This window comes from uncultured Mailhella sp. (assembly GCF_947631555.1).
GTDB lineage: Bacteria > Desulfobacterota > Desulfovibrionia > Desulfovibrionales > Desulfovibrionaceae > Mailhella.
The window spans coordinates 1-16,887 of the sequence record NZ_CANRLT010000055.1 but is presented as its reverse complement, the minus strand read 5'-3'; the positions used below and the strand labels follow the sequence as shown (position 1 = coordinate 16,887).

20 protein-coding genes and 1 pseudogene are annotated in these 16,887 nt (G+C 60.2%); 4 read left to right on the top strand and 17 right to left on the bottom strand.

From position 1 onward, the window contains the following. Positions 1–67 precede the first annotated feature (67 nt). The 9 genes from dxr to Q0Z94_RS08205 form a co-directional block, all read right to left on the bottom strand. Positions 68–1,330 (bottom strand): 1-deoxy-D-xylulose-5-phosphate reductoisomerase, encoded by a 1,263-nt coding sequence (gene dxr / locus Q0Z94_RS08245; protein WP_366517595.1) that lies wholly within the window; start codon positions 1,328–1,330, stop codon positions 68–70. A 16-nt stretch (positions 1,331–1,346) separates the two neighbouring features. Continuing rightward, a complete protein-coding gene (locus Q0Z94_RS08240; RefSeq protein ID WP_298068630.1) occupies positions 1,347–2,159 on the bottom strand; it encodes a phosphatidate cytidylyltransferase in 813 nt (270 codons plus the stop codon). A gap of 46 nt (positions 2,160–2,205) precedes the next feature. Continuing rightward, on the bottom strand, positions 2,206–2,916 hold the full coding sequence (gene uppS / locus Q0Z94_RS08235; protein ID WP_298068627.1) for a polyprenyl diphosphate synthase: 711 nt from the start codon (positions 2,914–2,916) through the stop codon (positions 2,206–2,208). Between the two features lie 51 nt (positions 2,917–2,967). Further along, positions 2,968–3,528 carry a ribosome recycling factor gene (frr, locus tag Q0Z94_RS08230; protein ID WP_298068625.1) on the bottom strand — a complete coding sequence of 187 codons (561 nt, stop codon included), beginning with the start codon at positions 3,526–3,528 and terminating at the stop codon, positions 2,968–2,970. A gap of 5 nt (positions 3,529–3,533) precedes the next feature. Beyond that, positions 3,534–4,250 (bottom strand): UMP kinase, encoded by a 717-nt coding sequence (pyrH, locus tag Q0Z94_RS08225; RefSeq protein WP_298068622.1) that lies wholly within the window; start codon positions 4,248–4,250, stop codon positions 3,534–3,536. After that, a complete protein-coding gene (locus Q0Z94_RS08220) occupies positions 4,243–5,070 on the bottom strand; it encodes a glycosyltransferase family 2 protein (protein ID WP_298068619.1) in 828 nt (275 codons plus the stop codon). Before Q0Z94_RS08220 ends, pyrH begins: the two co-directional genes overlap by 8 nt. 122 nt (positions 5,071–5,192) lie before the next feature. Further along, entirely contained in the window at positions 5,193–6,020 is an 828-nt protein-coding gene (gene tsf / locus Q0Z94_RS08215; RefSeq protein ID WP_298068617.1) for a translation elongation factor Ts, read from the bottom strand. Positions 6,021–6,044: 24 nt separating this feature from the next. Then, positions 6,045–6,794, bottom strand: coding sequence for a 30S ribosomal protein S2 (gene rpsB, locus Q0Z94_RS08210; RefSeq protein ID WP_298068614.1), 750 nt, complete (start codon positions 6,792–6,794; stop codon positions 6,045–6,047). 189 nt (positions 6,795–6,983) lie between these two features. Further along, positions 6,984–7,694: a hypothetical protein gene (locus Q0Z94_RS08205; protein WP_298068612.1), complete on the bottom strand. Its 711-nt coding sequence runs from the start codon at positions 7,692–7,694 to the stop codon at positions 6,984–6,986. Between the two features lie 238 nt (positions 7,695–7,932). Between Q0Z94_RS08205 and Q0Z94_RS08200 the strand changes: the two genes are divergently transcribed. The 4 genes from Q0Z94_RS08200 to Q0Z94_RS08185 all read left to right on the top strand — a co-directional run bounded on the left by Q0Z94_RS08200 (position 7,933) and on the right by Q0Z94_RS08185 (position 11,232). Further along, positions 7,933–8,631, top strand: coding sequence for a metal-dependent hydrolase (locus Q0Z94_RS08200; protein WP_298068611.1), 699 nt, complete (start codon positions 7,933–7,935; stop codon positions 8,629–8,631). A 182-nt stretch (positions 8,632–8,813) separates the two neighbouring features. Then, positions 8,814–9,005: a hypothetical protein gene (locus tag Q0Z94_RS08195; RefSeq protein WP_298068609.1), complete on the top strand. Its 192-nt coding sequence runs from the start codon at positions 8,814–8,816 to the stop codon at positions 9,003–9,005. Next, the gene (gene lptF / locus Q0Z94_RS08190; RefSeq protein ID WP_298068608.1) at positions 9,002–10,168 is read left to right on the top strand and encodes an LPS export ABC transporter permease LptF; all 1,167 of its coding nucleotides are present in this window, start codon (positions 9,002–9,004) and stop codon (positions 10,166–10,168) included. The genes Q0Z94_RS08195 and lptF overlap by 4 nt, the downstream gene beginning before the upstream one ends. Then, entirely contained in the window at positions 10,165–11,232 is a 1,068-nt protein-coding gene (locus Q0Z94_RS08185) for an LptF/LptG family permease (RefSeq protein ID WP_298068606.1), read from the top strand. The genes lptF and Q0Z94_RS08185 overlap by 4 nt, the downstream gene beginning before the upstream one ends. 85 nt (positions 11,233–11,317) lie before the next feature. Here the strand turns inward: Q0Z94_RS08185 and Q0Z94_RS08180 are convergent, their stop codons facing one another. The 8 genes and pseudogenes from Q0Z94_RS08180 to Q0Z94_RS08145 form a co-directional block, all read right to left on the bottom strand. Next, a complete protein-coding gene (locus Q0Z94_RS08180; RefSeq protein ID WP_298068605.1) occupies positions 11,318–12,244 on the bottom strand; it encodes a M14 family metallopeptidase in 927 nt (308 codons plus the stop codon). Beyond that, complete coding sequence (locus Q0Z94_RS08175) at positions 12,241–13,176, bottom strand: M14 family metallopeptidase (RefSeq protein ID WP_298068603.1); 936 nt, start codon at positions 13,174–13,176, stop codon at positions 12,241–12,243. Before Q0Z94_RS08175 ends, Q0Z94_RS08180 begins: the two co-directional genes overlap by 4 nt. Before the next feature lie 131 nt (positions 13,177–13,307). Continuing rightward, the gene (locus Q0Z94_RS08170) at positions 13,308–14,252 is read right to left on the bottom strand and encodes an NrtA/SsuA/CpmA family ABC transporter substrate-binding protein (protein ID WP_298068601.1); all 945 of its coding nucleotides are present in this window, start codon (positions 14,250–14,252) and stop codon (positions 13,308–13,310) included. Next, positions 14,249–14,938 carry an ABC transporter ATP-binding protein gene (locus tag Q0Z94_RS08165; protein ID WP_298068599.1) on the bottom strand — a complete coding sequence of 230 codons (690 nt, stop codon included), beginning with the start codon at positions 14,936–14,938 and terminating at the stop codon, positions 14,249–14,251. The genes Q0Z94_RS08170 and Q0Z94_RS08165 overlap by 4 nt, the downstream gene beginning before the upstream one ends. Before the next feature lie 27 nt (positions 14,939–14,965). Next, the gene (locus tag Q0Z94_RS08160) at positions 14,966–15,760 is read right to left on the bottom strand and encodes an ABC transporter permease (protein ID WP_298068597.1); all 795 of its coding nucleotides are present in this window, start codon (positions 15,758–15,760) and stop codon (positions 14,966–14,968) included. 71 nt (positions 15,761–15,831) lie between these two features. Then, entirely contained in the window at positions 15,832–16,194 is a 363-nt protein-coding gene (locus Q0Z94_RS08155) for a hypothetical protein (RefSeq protein WP_298068595.1), read from the bottom strand. Between the two features lie 21 nt (positions 16,195–16,215). Further along, positions 16,216–16,587 carry a NifB/NifX family molybdenum-iron cluster-binding protein gene (locus Q0Z94_RS08150; RefSeq protein ID WP_298068592.1) on the bottom strand — a complete coding sequence of 124 codons (372 nt, stop codon included), beginning with the start codon at positions 16,585–16,587 and terminating at the stop codon, positions 16,216–16,218. 14 nt (positions 16,588–16,601) lie between these two features. Then, positions 16,602–16,887 (bottom strand): annotated as a pseudogene (locus tag Q0Z94_RS08145) ((4Fe-4S)-binding protein); the annotation flags it as partial.

The following is a 16,887-nucleotide window of genomic DNA, read 5'->3' as shown; positions in this document are numbered from 1 at the left end:
CCAGCACCATGGCGAGCGCAGAATCCCAGTAGGAGAAGAGATGAAGGATGGACTGCATAGTGTTCCGTCAGGAGGCGCACCACGCCGAGGCCAGAGCCCGTGCGTGCGCGTCGTTTTGTTCGATGGCGTCCAGCGTGCGGAGCGTCCATTCCTGAACTCCGATCACATCGGGTTCGGGAATCTCCTCCATTCTGGCCGTCTGCGTGAGAATATCGTCCACCAGCACGGGAATGTCCATGAAGGCAAGCTCTCCGGCGAGGAAGCGGGCGACGGCAATTTCGTTGGCAGCGTTCAGGGCCACGGTGCGGCCTTCGGCAAAGGCCCTCCGTGCCAGATTGAGGCAGGGGAAGCGTTCGGTGTCCGGCTCTTCGAAAGTGAGCGCCCCCGCTTTGACGAGGGACAGTTTTTCTATGCCCGTGACGCGGCCGTCCAGAAGATAAGGCCAGGAAAAGCCGGCGGCAAGCGGCACGCGCATATCCGGCACGGCGAGCTGCGCGATGAGGGAGCCGTCCGTGAATTCCACCAGAGAGTGGATGATGGACTGGGGATGTACCACCACTTCCACGTCCTCGGCAGAAACGCCATAGAGATGGCAGGCTTCGATGATCTCCAGCCCCTTGTTCATCAGGGTGGCGGAATCGATGGTGATTTTCGCTCCCATGGACCAGCAGGGGTGCTTGAGCGCGTCTTCGGCACGGACATGCCGGAGCGCTTCTGCGCCGAAGCTGCGGAAGGGACCTCCGGACGCTGTAAGAACGAGTTTTGCAATGTCCTTGCTGCGTCTGCCGAGCATGGATTCAAAAAGAGCGCAGTGTTCGGAATCTACGGGGAAGATCACGGCTCCGGTAAGGGAGCAGAGCCTGCGGATGAGCGCTCCTGCGAGTACCAGCGATTCCTTGTTGGCAAGGCAGATGAACTTGCCCGCGGCCGCAGCCGCAGCCGTGGCCCGCAGACCCGCTGCGCCCGATTGGGCGGAAAGCACCATGTCCACGTCATCGAGGGATGCCAGAGCCGCAAAACCTTCCGGGCCGGAGAGAATCTCCGGGTGGTAGTCCTGAGGCAGCAGGCGGCGCAGGGCATTGATGCCCGTCGGCCCGTCTCTGTCCAGAACGGCGAGCCAGTGCGGACGCCAGCGTGCAGCCTGTTCGGCGAGGCGGGCAATATTGCGCCCGGCGGCCAGAGCCTGCACGACGAACCTGCCGGAATTTTGCCACGCCTCCAGCACCCGCAGAGAGCTGCCCCCAATGGAGCCGGTGCAGCCCATGAGAGCCAGGCGGCGGGGAAAGGGCAGAGCGTCACCCTCGCCGGGGATGCGGCTGATATAGTTCATGCTGTTGCGGGCCTCATCAGAAGAAGACGCAGAAGCCCGCGGCCACGGCGTAGGTTCCGGAGCAGAAGAGGACGCTGTCGATGCGGTCGAGGATGCCGCCGTGTCCGGGCAGGAGATGGCTGGAATCCTTGACACCTGCGGCGCGCTTCAGGGCAGACTCGAAGAAGTCGCCGAGCTGTGCCATGATACCCAGAACAAGCCCCAGCAGGGCGAAGCCGGCAAGAGGAGCTTTGCCGGTGAGCGTGCCCAGCACACAGGTGGCTGCGACGGCGGCGGCAAGGCCGGCGGCAGCGCCTTCCACGCTTTTCCTGGGACTGACCGAAGCCCAGATATGATGCTTGCCGAAGCTCACACCGGCGAAGTAGGCGGCGATGTCGGACAGTGCCGGCACGAGGACGATGAGAAGCTGTTCCCAGCGGCTGAAGTGCATGGCGGGAGCGAGGAGTACGGGAACGTAGACGATGCCGCCGAGGAGGAACGCGGCCCGGCCCAGCGGGTCGAGAGTCTTTTCCCGGCTCCAGGCGGCGAGGGCGTAGACGCCCAGGACGAGACCGCAGGCCGCAAGGAAGAGGTGGGGCGGATATTGAGGTGCAAGAGCGCAGATCGCGGCATAGGCGGTGCCAAGGAACAATCCGAGACCACGGGACAGCCAGCCTCCGCGGGTTTGAAACAGCGAGAGGTATTCGCCAAGCCCAACCGCAGACACGAGGACGACAAAACCGGACAGATACCAGCCTCCCGCACACCAGACGGCGATGAGTGCGGCGGCAAGGAGCAGACCGGTGATGAGACGGGTCTGAAGTCCGGCGGCGCGAAATTTTTCGTTCATGAATGTTCCCCCAGAGAAAAGGAGAGCGCAGGGAAGTCGCCCGGCGCTAAGGTCGAAGCTGTTCGGAGGTTCTGCCAAAGCGGCGCACCCGCCCGGCGTAGACGTCGAGAGCCTCCTGAAGATGCGCAGCCTGAAAGTCCGGCCAGAGTACGGGAATGAAATAGAGTTCCGTATAGGCGCTCTGGAAGAGCAGAAAATTGCTCAGCCGCAGCTCCCCGCTCGTGCGGATGAGCAGGTCGGGATCGGGAAGCCCGGGTTCGTAGAGAAAACCGCGGAAGCGCTGTTCGGTAAGCTCGGCCGGGGCGAGACCCGAGCGCATGGCCCTGCGCACGGCGCGGAGAATTTCCTCTCTGCCGGAATAACTGATGGCCAGGGTGAGCGTCAGAGAGCGGTTGCCTGAGGTCTTGCGCAGCGCGTATTCCAGTGCCCGCCTGACGGGGAAGGGCAGATCCTCTTCTTCCCCGATGAAGGCGAGGCGGATGTCCTGCTCCATGAGTTCGGGCAGTTCCTCGCGCAGAAAGCGCAGGAAGAGGTCGAAAAGGAAGCGGATCTCCGTTTCCGGACGCTGCCAGTTCTCCTTGGAAAAGGCGTAGACGGTCACGCGTGGGATACCGAGGCTCCGGCATTCCCGCACCAGTCTCCGCAGGGCGTCCACTCCGGCGCGATGACCTTCGGAGCGGGGAAGTCCGCGCTGTTCGGCCCAGCGCCCGTTGCCGTCCATAATCACGGCGATATGCTGCGGCAGTCGTGCGTCCATGCGTACCCCGGAGCCGAAGGAGCCGGCCTTGCGGCTCCCCGGACGCTCAGGTTAGATCTCCATGATCTCTTTTTCCTTGGCCTGTGCCTTGAGGTCTGCTTTTTTTACATAGGCGTCCGTAAGCTTCTGCACGTCGTCCATGGCTTTCTTCAGATCGTCGGCGGAGATTTCCTTCTCCTTTTCCAGCTTCTTGAGGGCATCGTTCGCATCGCGGCGGATGTTGCGCAGGGCTACCTTTGTGTCTTCCGTGTACTTTTTGCTCACCTTGGTGAGGTCGCGGCGGCGCTCTTCGGTCAACGGCGGGATGGTGATGCGGATGAGGCGGCCGTCGTTCATGGGGGTGAGTCCGAGGTCGGATTTGAGGATGGCCTTTTCCACAGGGCCGAAAGCGTTGCGGTCCCAGGGCTGGATGGTGATGGTACGGCTGTCCGGCACGGCGACGGAGGCGAGCTGCTGTATAGGCGTGGGCGTGCCGTAGTAATCGACCTTGATGGAATCCACAAGGCTTGTGGCGGCGCGGCCGGTACGCAGTTTGCCAAAATCCCGGTCGAGGGCGGCGAGGGCCTTTTCCATGCGTTCTTCGGCGTCAAGCTGGAGCGTTTCGATGTCCATGATTCCTATTCTCCCTCTACGAGCGTGCCGGCCGCTTCACCGCAGACAACACGCTTGATGTTCCCGTCGAACATGCTGCAGACGACGACGGGGATGTGGTTTTCCTGAGCCAGCGTGATGGCCGTGGCGTCCATGACCTTGAGGTGACGGCGCAGTGTCTCGTCGTAGGTGAGATGGTCAAAGCGCACGGCATCGCTGAATTTCATGGGATCCTTGTCGTAGATGCCGTCCACCTTGGTCGCCTTGATGATGGCATCGCAGCGGAGTTCCACACCGCGCAGGGCTGCCGCCGTATCCGTGGTGAAATAGGGATTGCCGGTTCCTGCGGCGCAGATGATGATGCGCCCCTTTTCCATGTGCCGGACGGCGCGGCGATGGATGTAGGGTTCGCACAGTTCGCGGATGTCGATGGCCGAAAGCACCCGCGTGGGACAGCCCATGTTCTCCAGCGCGTCCTGTACGGCCACGGCATTCATCACGGTGGCGAGCATACCGATATAGTCGGCGTTGGAGCGATCCATGCCCCTGGCTGAGGAGGAAAGACCGCGGAAGATATTGCCGCCGCCGATGACGAGGGCGATTTCAACGCCCAGAGCCGAGACTTCGGCTATCTCATGGCAGATCGTCTTGACGGTTTCAGGGTCGATACCCGTGCCTTTTTCTCCTGCCAGAGCTTCTCCGCTCAGTTTGAGCAGCACACGTCTGTACTTGAGTTCACTCATGGTTTTCCTTTCCGTTAACGGGATGTTCGGGGCTGAGACCGTGATCGTACGGTTTCCCCCAGGAGCCTTCATGGATGCGGACGTATTTAAGGAAGGTGTAGAAGGAGGTGTGGGCCGCCATGAGGAAGCCCGCCCGGCCGTCCAGCAGACCCAGCCTGAGGACGTACATGTCCAGGAAGCGCCAGGTGCCGTGGATAAGTCCGCGCAGTACGCCGCCGCGTTTGCCGCGGGCCTCCAGGTCGCGCGCCCCGCGTTCGGCGTAATCGTTCAGTTTTTCGAGCTGATTGGCAAAGCTGGAGTAGGTGTAGTGCAGAAGGTCGCCGCTGAGCGTGCCGAAACTGCCGCGGGGAACGAATTTTTGATGCGCTCCCTGATTGTCTATCTGTATGGCTTCAGGCCGGAAAAGGCGGAAGAGCCGGTCGGGATAGCATCCGCCGTGCTTGAGGAAGCGGTCGAAATACCAGGTGCGGCGGGGCATGGAAAAGGCCGTGTTTTCTCCCGGGGCGGTTATGGCCTGAAGGATGGACGCCCGCAGTTCGGACGAGATGATCTCGTCGCAGTCGAGCATGAGTACCCACTCTGTGGGAGCGTGCTCTGCGAGCCACTTCAGGCCGAAAAATATCTGTTTGGCGTTCCCCGGCCAGGTGTTCTGGATGAACACTGCTCCATGTTCACGGGCTATGCGTTCCGTTGCGTCGGTGCTGAAGGAGTCCACAATGAGTATGCGGTCGCAGAAGGATAGCGATTCCAGGCATCGGCCCAGAAGTCGTTCCCCGTTCAGAGTGATGATGAGTGCTGTAATAGTGGCGTGTTCTTCCATAGCCAGTCCGATAAAAGGGCATGAAGAAGGGGGGAAGTTTTCCCTCCCCCCCCCTTCTATCGTGAACTCGGTATCTATTCAAGCGGGCAAAGCCCGTTTTTTCTGGAAAGTGGCACGCTGAACTAGGCTCCGAGCTGGATGCGCACGAACTTTCCGATGGTGATGTCCATGCCGGAGGTCTTGGCCGCGGCCTTGACCAGATCCTGAATGGAGATCTTGTCGTCGCGGATGTAGGCCTGTTCCATCAGGCAGACTTCCTTGCAGTACTTCTTCACGGCGCCGTCGGCGATCTTGTCGATGATCTTTTCGGGCTTGCCTTCGGCCAGAGCCTTCTGGCGGTAGACTTCGCGCTCGCGCTCCAGGAGGGTGGGGTCGAGGCTGTCGGCGTCAAGTGCCAGAGGATTGGAGGCCGCGATCTGCATGGCAATGTTCTTGGCGAGGTCGGCCACGGTTTCATCGGCGGGCTTGCTGGTGTTCACTTCCACGAGAACGGCGAGCTTGCTGTTGGAGTGGACGTAGGCGCCCACGATGCCCTGGGGAACGCTCATGCGTATGAAGCGGCCAAGCACGGTTTTTTCACCAGTGGAGGCCACAAGGTCGTTCACACGATCCTGAAATACGGACAGATCATCGATGGAACTGTTCACCAGCTCATCGACTACGGACTTGGCGAAGGCCTGGAATTTTTCGCCGCGTGCCACAAAGTCGGTTTCGGTCATCACTTCGACGATGACGGCAGTCTTTTTGTCAGTCGTGGAAGCGCAGGCAATAACACCCTCGGAGGTGGCGCGGTCGGCGCGCTTGGCAGCCTTGGACAGGCCCTTCTGTCGCAGCCAGTCCAGGGCCTTTTCCACATCGGCGCCGCATTCGGTGAGCGCCTTCTTGCAGTCCATCATTCCGGCGCCGGTCTTGTCGCGCAGTTCCTTCACCATGGCAGCGGTAATAGCCATTGGGATGCTCCTTCGAAATAGGGGTTATTCAGCGGCGTCAGCGGCTTCGGCAGCCTGCTGCATGGCGGCTTCGGGGTCGGTCTCTTCCTTAGACTGGGCGGCGCCTTCAAGACAGGCTTCGGCCATGGCGTTCACGAAGAGCTTGATGGCGCGGATGGCGTCGTCGTTGCCGGGAATGATGTAGTCGATGACATCGGGATCACAGTTGGTGTCGGTGACGGCCACAATCGGGATGCCGAGCTTGCGGCATTCCTTGACGGCGATCTCTTCACGGTGGGGGTCGATGATGAACACGAGGGCAGGCAGGCTGTCCATGTCCTTGATGCCGCCCAAGGTGAGGTTCAGCTTGTCCAGTTCGCGCTGGAAGCTGAGAATTTCTTTCTTCTGATAGCGGTTGATGGAGCCGTCGGCGAACATGGCTTCGAGCTTCTTCAGGCGTTCGATGCTCTTCTGAATGGTGACGAAGTTGGTAAGCGTGCCGCCCATCCAGCGATTGGTCACGGAAGGCTGTCCGGCGCGGGCGGCTTCGGCGGCCACGGCTTCCTGAGCCTGGCGCTTGGTACCGATGAACAGAACCTTGCCGCCGTTTGCCACAGTTTCAACGATCTTGTCGTGGGCGTCGCGGAAGAGCTTTACCGTCTGCTGGAGGTCGATGATATGGATGCCGTTGCGCGCACCGAAGATGTAGGGACGCATTTTGGGATTCCAGCGGCGGGTCTGATGTCCGAAGTGGACGCCGGTTTCCAGCATTTGTTTCATGCTGACGTAAGCCATGAGAAAATCTCCTTGAAAAGAAAGGGTTTGTCTTCCACATTGACCCCTGACCTTCACCCGCGGACGCCTCCGTCCACGGGAACCCTGGCCGCAGCCAATGTGTGCATTATGTAGAACTTCAATTTATTAGCGTATTTTTTCAGGCATGGCAAGAGCTTGAGATGGGCTTTTTTCCACGCTGCCGCAGAGTTACGGCGTTTTTTCCTCTTTGTTCAGATCATGGATCATCGCGGCGAAGGCCGTTGCGGTCTCCTTGACCCATTCAAGGTGGACTTCCGCATCGCCTCGTCCCAGGAGGGAACTCACCGTGACAAAGAGGGCGGTTCCTCGTACAGGAACCAGCGCCGTGGCCAGGGCCGTGGTCAGAAAGGCCTTTTCACCGTGTTCCGCCATAGGATAATGGACGAGGCAGGTATAGAGGTAGGCTCGGGACGTGCGCAGTGAGTCCACCAGCAGGGGCGTTCCTTCCTGAACTGCCTTTTTCAGCGTCTGCTTTCGGTGTTTAAGTTCATCAGCGGGAGTGTCCGTGCGATTTTTGGGTATGCGGGAAAAGCCGATGAACAGCCCTTCCGTGGATCGGGCCAAAAGATCCATATCCTTCTGGTCGAACGGCGTTCGCTGGTCTTTCAGAGCACAGACAAGCACCTCGCGGGTGACGGCATCGCGGTTTCCGCTGCGATACTGGTGCGCCATGGAGTCCGGCAGGTACAGGCGCAGCAGTCTGCCATGGGCAACGGCGTGACTTGCGCTTTCCTGAAAAAGCTCATTTTCCGGGCTGGTCAGATCCGTGAAGGAGGCAGGCGCCTTGAAGACAAGCTCGTCCGCAGTGTCGGCTGAAGCGGGCAGAGCGTTAAAAAGGGCGAGCAGGCAGGCAATCAGGGCTGGGAAGCAGCGCGGCATGGGACTTCCTTGACTGGGATAGGGAATATGGGGAGACCTTGCCCCGCAGCAAGGCGGCTTGTCAAGGCAAAGAGCCGTTTCTAACTCTCGGTTTTTCTGAAAAGGCATGTATTTCAAGCGATCAACGCGAGGTTTTGTTTTTGGGGCGGCTTTTTTGCCAGGGGAGGGTTGCTTGACCCGTGCGTCCTGACGGGGCTATCATCAATTAAAAGAAAGTGATTTTTCGCCGGGAGGGGTTATGTCAGAGCTTGCGATCACATGGTACGGCCATTCCAACGTCATGATCAGCGAGGGCGGCGTGTCCGTGCTCGTGGATCCTTTCTTTGAAGGCAACCCTTTTGCGCCTCAATGGAAAAGTATTCCTGCGCCTGACATCGTGGCCGTGACGCACGATCACAGCGACCACCTGGGGCAGGCGCTGGAGATAGCGCTTGCCACGGGAGCAAGCGTTGCCTGCATTGTGGAACTCGCGAACTACTTTACGGAGCACGGCGTGCCCTCTTCCCGCATCATGAACTGCGGCATGGGCTGGAACATAGGCGGCACGGTGGAAGAAAAGGGCGTGCGCATGACCATGACTCTTGCCTTTCACTCGGCAGGCAGGGGCGTTCCCGTAGGCTTCGTTATTGAGATGCCCGGTGGACATAGAGTCTATCACGCAGGTGACACCGGTCTTTTCGGCGACATGGCACTCATCGGCGAGCGTTTCTCTCTGGACGTGGTCATGCTCCCCGTGGGCGGCGTGTTTACCATGGACGGAGAAGACGCGGCGCGGGCCGCTGCGCTCCTGAAGGCGTCAGCCGCCATGCCCATGCACTACGGCACCTTCGGCGTCCTGGCTCAAACCCCCGAGGTATTCTTCAAGGCACTGCCTCTTCATGCTCCGGACTGCCGTCCGCTGCTCCTGAATCCCGGTCAGACCATCGCGCTTGCCTGATGGACGCCTGGCGGGAAACTTGGAAACTCTTGGGAATTTTCCCTGTTTTTTTTGCCCCTTTTCCCTTTATCAGCGAAAGGGGCTTTTTTTTACTTCATCATTCTCAAAAAAAAAGCTATCATTCATCTTCACACGGGCGGCTGTCTGCCGCCTGAAGAGCGCGCGGCAGCGCGAGGATAGCCATGTCAACCATCATTCAGCACGAAGAGCGGGTACGGCGCGCTCTGAAATATATTGCGGAACGAAGGCTTGAACAGCCTTCAATCAGTTTGGCTGCGCTTCTGGACGATGCCGGGGCGCGTTTTGACCTGTCTCCCCTTGATCAGGAAGCACTGGAACGCATGTTCCGCGAGACGGGCGGTATGCAGGCATGAATCTTCTCCAGCGCCGCCTGCTTCTGGAACACGCCAAAACCTTTTTTCTGGCTGCGGCGGTGCTTCTGCTGTTTATTCTCATGGGGCGTGCGCTTCAGCTTCGGGACATGCTGCTGGGGCTGGAACTCGGCGTTTTGGACACGCTGCGGCTCTTCGGTTATCTCAGTCCGTTCTTTCTACTTATCATCTGTCCTGTAGCCTGTATGCTCGCCGTGTTTCTGACCTTCCTGCGCATGAGTACGGACAGAGAGCTTGTGGCTCTCAAGGCAGGCGGCGTGAGCCTGTACCAGATGCTTCCAGCGCCGCTCATCTTCTCCTGCCTGTGTATGCTCTTCGGCTTCTGGATTTCGTTTTACCTTCAGGCATGGGGCATGGGCAATTTCCGTGCGGAAGTACTGTCCATCGCGAGCAGCAGTGCCCGCGTGGTGGTGCAGCCCGGTGTGTTCAACAAGGACGTTCCGAATATGGTGCTCTTCGCCCGCAAGGTGGATCCCGCCTCGGGGACCATGGCCGGGGTGCTGGTGGAGGACCGGCGTTCCCCGGACGCCACCATGACCATACTGGCACCGGAGGGCAATCTCGATGCCGACTACGAGCACGGGGAGATTGTCTTCCTGCTGAAAAACGGCAAATGCTATACGGAGAAAAACCACGCGTTGTCCATCATGGCTTTCGGGGAATACGCCGTGCGTCTGGACTTCGATTCCCTGTTCAAAGGCGTGGATCTGGGACCGGTAAAGCCCAAGGAATACACCTGGGAGCGGCTTTATGACTACGACTTCCAGAAAAAGCTTGCCGAAAACAATCCCCGCATGGCCCGCAAGATCGACGTGGAACGGCACAAGCGCTTTGTCTTCCCCGTGGCCTGCCTCGTGCTCTGCGTCTTTGTCATCCCCATTGCCACGTCCTTTCAGGGTTTGCGCCAGCAGACAGGTGTGCTCCTCGCGCTACTGCTCTTCCTTTTCTACTACAGCCTGCTCATGGCCGGTATCAGCCTGGGTGAAAGCGGTGATCTTTCGCCGTTCATAGGGCTGTGGCTGCCCAACGTCCTCTTTTTCGTCCTCGGCGTCTATGGTATGTCTCTGGCCGCCAGAGAAAGAATGCCCCACGTCGCCGAACTCTGGAGCCAGCGCCGGAAAAAGAAGGAGGAAGAGCGCATATGAGTCTGCTTTCCCGCTACATCTTCCAGCGGCACGCGCGTATGCTTCTGCTCATCATGAGTCTTGGCGTCGGTCTGTACCTGCTCACGGAGCTTGTGGAGAAGGTGGACATCTTCATCGACAACGGTGCCGGACTTTGGCTGATCATCCAGTATTTTGGCTGCCGCCTGCCCTCCATGATCGCGCAGATACTGCCTGCGGTGTTTCTTCTTGCCACAGTGATTACGCTCTGCTTCATGGGACACAGCCGGGAGCTGACGGCTTTGCATGCGGGCGGCGTCTCCTTCGCATCCATAGCCGTGGTTCTGGTGTTTTGCGGCGCGTTCTGGGGCGCAGTACAGTTCAGCTGTTCCCAGTTCATCGGCGTACAGGGCGAGCATTATGCCGATTACCTCTGGCAGGAGCAGGTACGCAAGCGCGACCCAAGCCGGCGGAGCATATCCGATGTATGGTTCATGGAGAACGGGTGGACAGTCTCCGTGAAGCAGCTTGCACACAACGGCACGGGGACGGGGTTTCGGGCCTTCCACGTTCGGGAAGGCACGACCGATGTCGATGTCATTGTTCGTGCGCCGGACGTCAGTGCCGGGCGTGAGGGCTGGGTGGCGAAAGACGCCGTGCGCACCATGCCGGAAACCTATCGGACAGACACGCTGGGACATCTTGAACTTCCCATCCATCAGGATCCTGAAGTCTTTTTCGCCATCAGTGCCGTTAATGTCCAGCAGCTTCCCCTGTGGCAGCTCGGCGGCATCATCCGTCAGCTCAGTGCTGCTGGTTCCAATGTGGAGGGACTGCGCACCGTATGGCACGGCAAGATCGCCTATGCGGTTTCGCTCATGGTCATGGCGCTTCTTGGGGCGGCTCTGGTTTCGTGGAATTCCAATATTTATATCGCGGTCTCGGCGAGCATGGCGGGCACGTTCCTCATGTACGCCTTGACCATGTTCGGTGAATCCATGGGGCAGCGGGGTGCGCTGCCGCCTCTTGCCGCAGCATGGGGTCCGGACATTCTCCTGCTTTTCCTTTCAGCTCTTCGGCTGTACCTCGTCAGCGTACGTCGCTGATGTACAGAGGCAAAAGAAAAACGCCGGCATTCACTTTCCCTATGCCGCTTCTGCTGAATGCTTCTGTCTGCGCGAAAAACCGTATTCAGAGCCGGATGAGGCGGAAGAGTACTGCGGATTCCAGAACCAGCGGTCCCGTATGCAGGGAAAAGACCTTGCCATCTTCCGGCGCACACGCTTCCCCATGAACCGAGCCGTCATAGGGGTCGAGAATTTGGGCGAGGAGCTGCCCCTTGCACACGTTTTCGCCTACGGCACAGCGGAGCCGCAGGATTCCGGCCCGCCTGGCCTTGACGCAGAGCAGCGCATCTTCCTGAAGGATTTCGGAGCGATAGCCGGGATGCCTGTGGCTGCGAAGGACACCGTGCAGTTCCAGAAAGCGGAGCACGGCTTCCTGACATTCGCGGGCCAGCTCTTCACAGAGGCTGCCGGTAGGGCCGGCGTACAGGGAAAAAGCCTGCGTATTCCAGATCTGCCAGTTGTAGTTCAGGGTGGTCGTGTCAAAGAAGCGCGGCGTGCGCACGAGGGTGTAGGGCAGGCCAAAGCCCTGCGCCAGTTCCGCATCCTCGTAGCCCGTGCGCAGGAGGCGCACATGCGGGATGCAGGATACGGGGAGGTAGTAGCTGCTCGCCTGAACACCGAAGCGGTAGCCCTGAAGCTGCTCGAACAGGGCTGCGGCCACGCGTTGTGTGGTCTCGCCAAGGCTGTAGCCGGGAAAGACGCGGTTGATATCGGTGTTGTCCATGGTCCAGAAGCGTTTTCCGGCGTTCATGGCGAAGGGATTGGCCGAGGGGATCACCAGTATCTCGCGGCCTTCCGCAAGTCCGCCGCGTTCCTCAAGATCCTGGAGAGCCTCCACCAGGAGAGCGCAGACGTACTGCTGCTGAAATTCGTTGCCCCGCATGGCTCCTACCACGGCCAGAGTTTTCTCTCCCGAGCCGAAGCGGAAACCGTGGATACGGAATTCATCGCGGAAGGGCGAAGGCAGGACGAAGAGACATTCCTTTTTCACGCTTCACCCTCCCTGTAGATGCGGGCTAGCAGTGAGCCTTCGTAGACCACTGGATAAGCACGGATGGTGAAGACGAAGCAGGAGCGATCCACAGTCACTTCCTGAACCACGGTTCCGCGCAGCGGATCCACAATGCGGCCGAGGCTCTGCCCGGCTTCCACCTGCATGGGGTGGCGGATGAACGGGATGAACACCCCTGAGGCCGAAGCGTTGATGAAATCCACGGAACCGTTGGTGGAGACCATGGTTCGGCGTTCCGGCAGTTCGGGCACCGGCCCTTTCCACAGACCCATGTGCCTCATGAGCCGGAGTATTCCGGCCGTAAGCCGTTCGCCGTAGCTTGGCGTGATGCGCATACCCACGCCCATTTCCACGACCAGCGTTGGTGTGCCCAGAGTGTTCAGAGTGTAGGCAAGCGTGGTTTCCAGCACGGTCGCGGCCTCATGTACCCAGAGAAAGTCGAGGTCGAGGTGCTTGGCCGGCGGCGTCAGCGTTTCGGCGGTGAGGCGGTTGATGCGTACCTGCGGGGCTTCGTAGAGGAAGATGTTGCTCGAATGGATGTCGAGGACGAGATCTGCGCCGCGCAGATCGCGGATGATGCTGTAGGCCGTGGACTCGGCCATGTTTCCAAGAGGATCTCCGGGGAACATGCGGTTCATGTCGAGGTCGAAGGGCGGTATGCCGCGGGTGATGGAGTCGATGCCCACGGGATTGAGCGCTGGATAGATGTCCACCGTGCCGTCCAGCAGGGAGAGGTCGCTTTGCAGCAGACTGCCGATACGGTAGCAGATATACTGGCCTTCCAGTTCGTCGCCGTGTGTGCCGGTGACGATGCACAGCCTTTTTTCGCCCGTGCCCCCGGACAGAGAATTTTTGCGGATGAGCAGATGCTCGTCCACGGGAAGTTCGGTGGTAAAGACGGTCTTGATCATGGCATTTCCCCGGCTTTTCCTGCGGGAAGCGGCGTTTCCCGCGGCAGGGCCGTTTCAGCAAAGGCGGACTGCGGGGGCAAGGGGCGGCGAATCCTCGAGAGGTAAGGACTCGACGCCCCCGGGAGACAGCTTTATTCCATGGCGGAATCCAGAATGAAGCTGCGGGAATCAACGCTCTTGCGCATCATGCCCTGTTCGAGCATGAAGGCCATGTCCTCGTCCAGACTTTTGAGGTCGTTTTCGTTGAGGCGTTTGGCGTAGTGCGACCATGCGAAGAGTTTTTCCGCGTCTTCTTTGGAGAGGTTCTGCTCTTTGGCACCAAGGGCGACGGCTTCGTCATGGTGCGCCATGATCCAGTCGCAGGCTTCGTCCTGCACGGCCACCACATCGGCGACGAGTTCAGGATGTTTTTTCAGGAAGGCGCCGCTGGCGCACATGACCAGCTTGGGTGTGACCAGCCCCGTGGCCGTGGCGAGGATGGGTTTGCCCGCCTGCCCGGCCTTGACCAGCGCTCCAGCCGCGATGAGTGCGGCGTCCACCTTGCCGGACATGAGCGCGGAAAAGCCCTGAGGTATACCCATCTGTACGAAGTTGACGTCGTTCATGCTCATTCCTTCGCGTGCGAGACCGGCGGCGAGGAGCTGATGCAGTACCGTGCCCTTGGGACCGGCGATGGTCTTGCCCTTGAGCTCCTTGAAGGTTTTCGGCCCATTTTCTTGGACGGCGAGTCCGAACACGTCTGTGGGGCGGGAGGCGGCGGCCACGATGATCACGGGGTTGCCTTCGGCGTTGGCGATCTGGACGGAAGTCGTGTTCACCACGCCGCCGATGTCAAGATCTCCGGAGGCCATGGCCGTGGCTTGCTGCGCGCCGGAATCGATGTCGTGCCAGCGCACCGTGATGCCCTTTGGTCCGAGTTTCTTTTCCAGAAGCTGGTGCTCCTTCATGACCATCATCTGGAGGTTGAAGGGGGATTTCACATAGCTGATGTTGAGTTCACCCTCTGCGGCATGCGCGGGCGCGAAGAGGCCCAGAGCAAGGGCACAGGCCAGGGTGAAGCGGAAAGCGGTGTTCATGGATCAAGCTCCTTAAGGTTGAGATGGCGAAGGATGAGGCGCCGGACAGCGGCGCGGCGGTCGGGTTCGGAAAAGTCTTCAGACGGGAAAGCTTCGGTGATGACACCGCGGTCCATGACACAGATACATCGGGCGAGGCGGAATGCTTCGTGGATGTCGTGCGTCACAAAGAGGCAGGGCCTGTCCCCCGTTACGGAGAGCAGCATGTCCTGAAGTTTGCTTCGGGTGATGGCGTCCAGCGCGGCGAAAGGCTCGTCCATGAGCAGAATGTCCGGGGTGCGGAGCAGCGCCCGGGCTACGCCCACGCGCTGAGCCATGCCGCCGGAAAGTTCGCGCGGCATGGAGCGGAGCAGCCGCGGGGAGAGCTGTACCATATCGAGGACGCTCTTTATCCGGTCAGGAGCATCGGGGCAGAAGGCGGGCAGTGCCAGACGGAGATTTTCTTCCACGGTGAGCCAGGGCAGAAGGCGCGGATCCTGAAACACGATGGCAGAGAGCGCAGGATCAGTAAGAACATGGCCCGCATCGGCCCGTTCCAGCCCTGCGGCGATGCGCAGGATCGTGGACTTGCCGCAGCCCGATGCTCCAAGCAGACAGGTGACGCCGTGCGGGACAAGATCCAGAGTGACGCCGCGCAGCACGCTCCTGCCGTCAAAGGATTTTTCGATGCCTTCAAGCAGACGCATGGCCAGGCCTTTTCCGGAGGGAAGCGTTCATAGTTCCTTCACCTCCGGGAAGCGGCGGGCGAGGAGTGCGGAGGCGAGGCGGGTAAACAGGGCGTCGAGCAGCCAGCCAAGGACACCGATGACCAGAATGCCCACAATGACTTCATCGGCACGCTGCATCTGTTCGGCGTCCATGATCATATAGCCGAGTCCGCTGCCTGCGGCGATGAGTTCTGCAGCGATCAGGGCGCGCCAGCTGTAGCCGAAGCTGAGGCGCAGCCCGGTGAGTATGGAGGGAATGGCCGCGGGAATGAGAAAGCAGAGTACCCGCCGCGTCCGGGAGAGGTGCAGGCTTGCGGCTAGTTCGCGGAAGGAGCTGTCCAGACAGCCAAGTCCCGTGCGGGTGTTCAGGTAGATGGGGAAAAAGGAGGCCAGCAGGATGATGGCGATCTGCGTGGCGTCCTCAATGCCCAGCCAGAGGATGAGCAGAGGCGTCAGCGCAAGGGGAGGCGTCATGCGCAGGAAGGAGAAGGGTCCGGAAAGAAGTTTGTCCAGAAGCGGCCAGCGGAAGAGTACGCCGGCACACAGGAAGCCGAGGGCGATACTGAGAGAGAAGCCCACGGCGATGCGCGAGAGCGAGGCCGCAACGTGACGGCCCAGTACGCCGCTTTGCACCAGCGTGATGCCGGAACGCAGCACCTGCTCCGGCGCGGGCAGGAGATAAGGCGAGACCGTCCCGGACAGGGAAGCGGCCTGCCAGATGGCAAGCAGAGCAAGCGGTATGATGAGGGCGTGGAAAAAGCGCATGATTCGATAGTACGACAGGGGCGCGCCGCTGTCCACAGCGTGAAAGGGATACCATGCCCGTCTCTGCGCGGGGTTGTTGTTCCCCCCGTCAGCGGGACATCCTCCGTTTAGCCGTTCAGACGGCGCAGGGCGGAAAGGATGGCTTCTGCGCTGTCTTTGCTGTCCCCTTCCGGCAGCGAGAGAAGCACGCCGAGTCCCTCCATGCGGTCATGGAAGACTTCCGCGGGCAGGGTGCTGACCACAGCACAGGGCACGGAGGCGTCAACCATGAGCATGGAGACAATGGCTTCCCTGAGTTCCTTGCCGTCCAGCTGAAGGTCGAGGATGACCAGATCCGGAGGTTCACGGCGCAGCGCTTCCAGACAGCGGGGCATGTCGGGCAGCAGCTCTGCCGTACACCCGTGCTCTTCCAGTGTGCGGCGCAGCAGTGTCCAGGCTTCGGGGCGCTGCGTGACCATGAAGAATATCATGTTCTGCCTCGCTTTTCAGGCTCAGTGTCCGCCGCAGGTGGATTCCAGGGAGAAGGGCGGCAGTTTGCCTTGAATGAAGGCTTGCACCGCATCGCCCACCGTCATGAAACTGCCCGCGAAGTATACGTCGATGCCGGCCTGTCTGAAGCCCATGAGCGGACGCATACCCATGCCGCCGGCCAGAAGGCTTTTTACCCCGTGGGCGGCGAGATGCTGTACCGGAGCGAGGCAGCCGCCCTGCTGGTGGGGCACGTTCGGCAGTGTGGATACGTTTTTAATAGCGCCGTCTTCAATTTCCACAATCGTATAGATGTCGCAGTGGCCGAAGTGCATACCCATCGGGGCCGTCAGGCCGCCGGGCATACCGGAAGGAATGGCGAGAAGAGCTTTCATGGCGTTTCTCCTTATCATAGGTGAGAAAGGGTGTGGTGTTCCGCAGGGACGGAAGGCAGAGCGAGAATGTTTTCGGCAATGCGCCGGAGAATCGGCGCGAGGGGAGACGGGGTTTCCGTCACTGCCCGGCGGGCGATCATGGCCGCGGTGACATCCGGGGAAAAGGGGATGCGGCTCGCCACGGTGTAGCCTTTTTCGAAGCACCAGGCGGCGAGCGCGTCGGCCTTGCCGGCGTTGAGATCGGCCTTGTTGATGACTACGGCCACAGGAATGCGGAAGTGGTCGCACAGTGCGGCCACG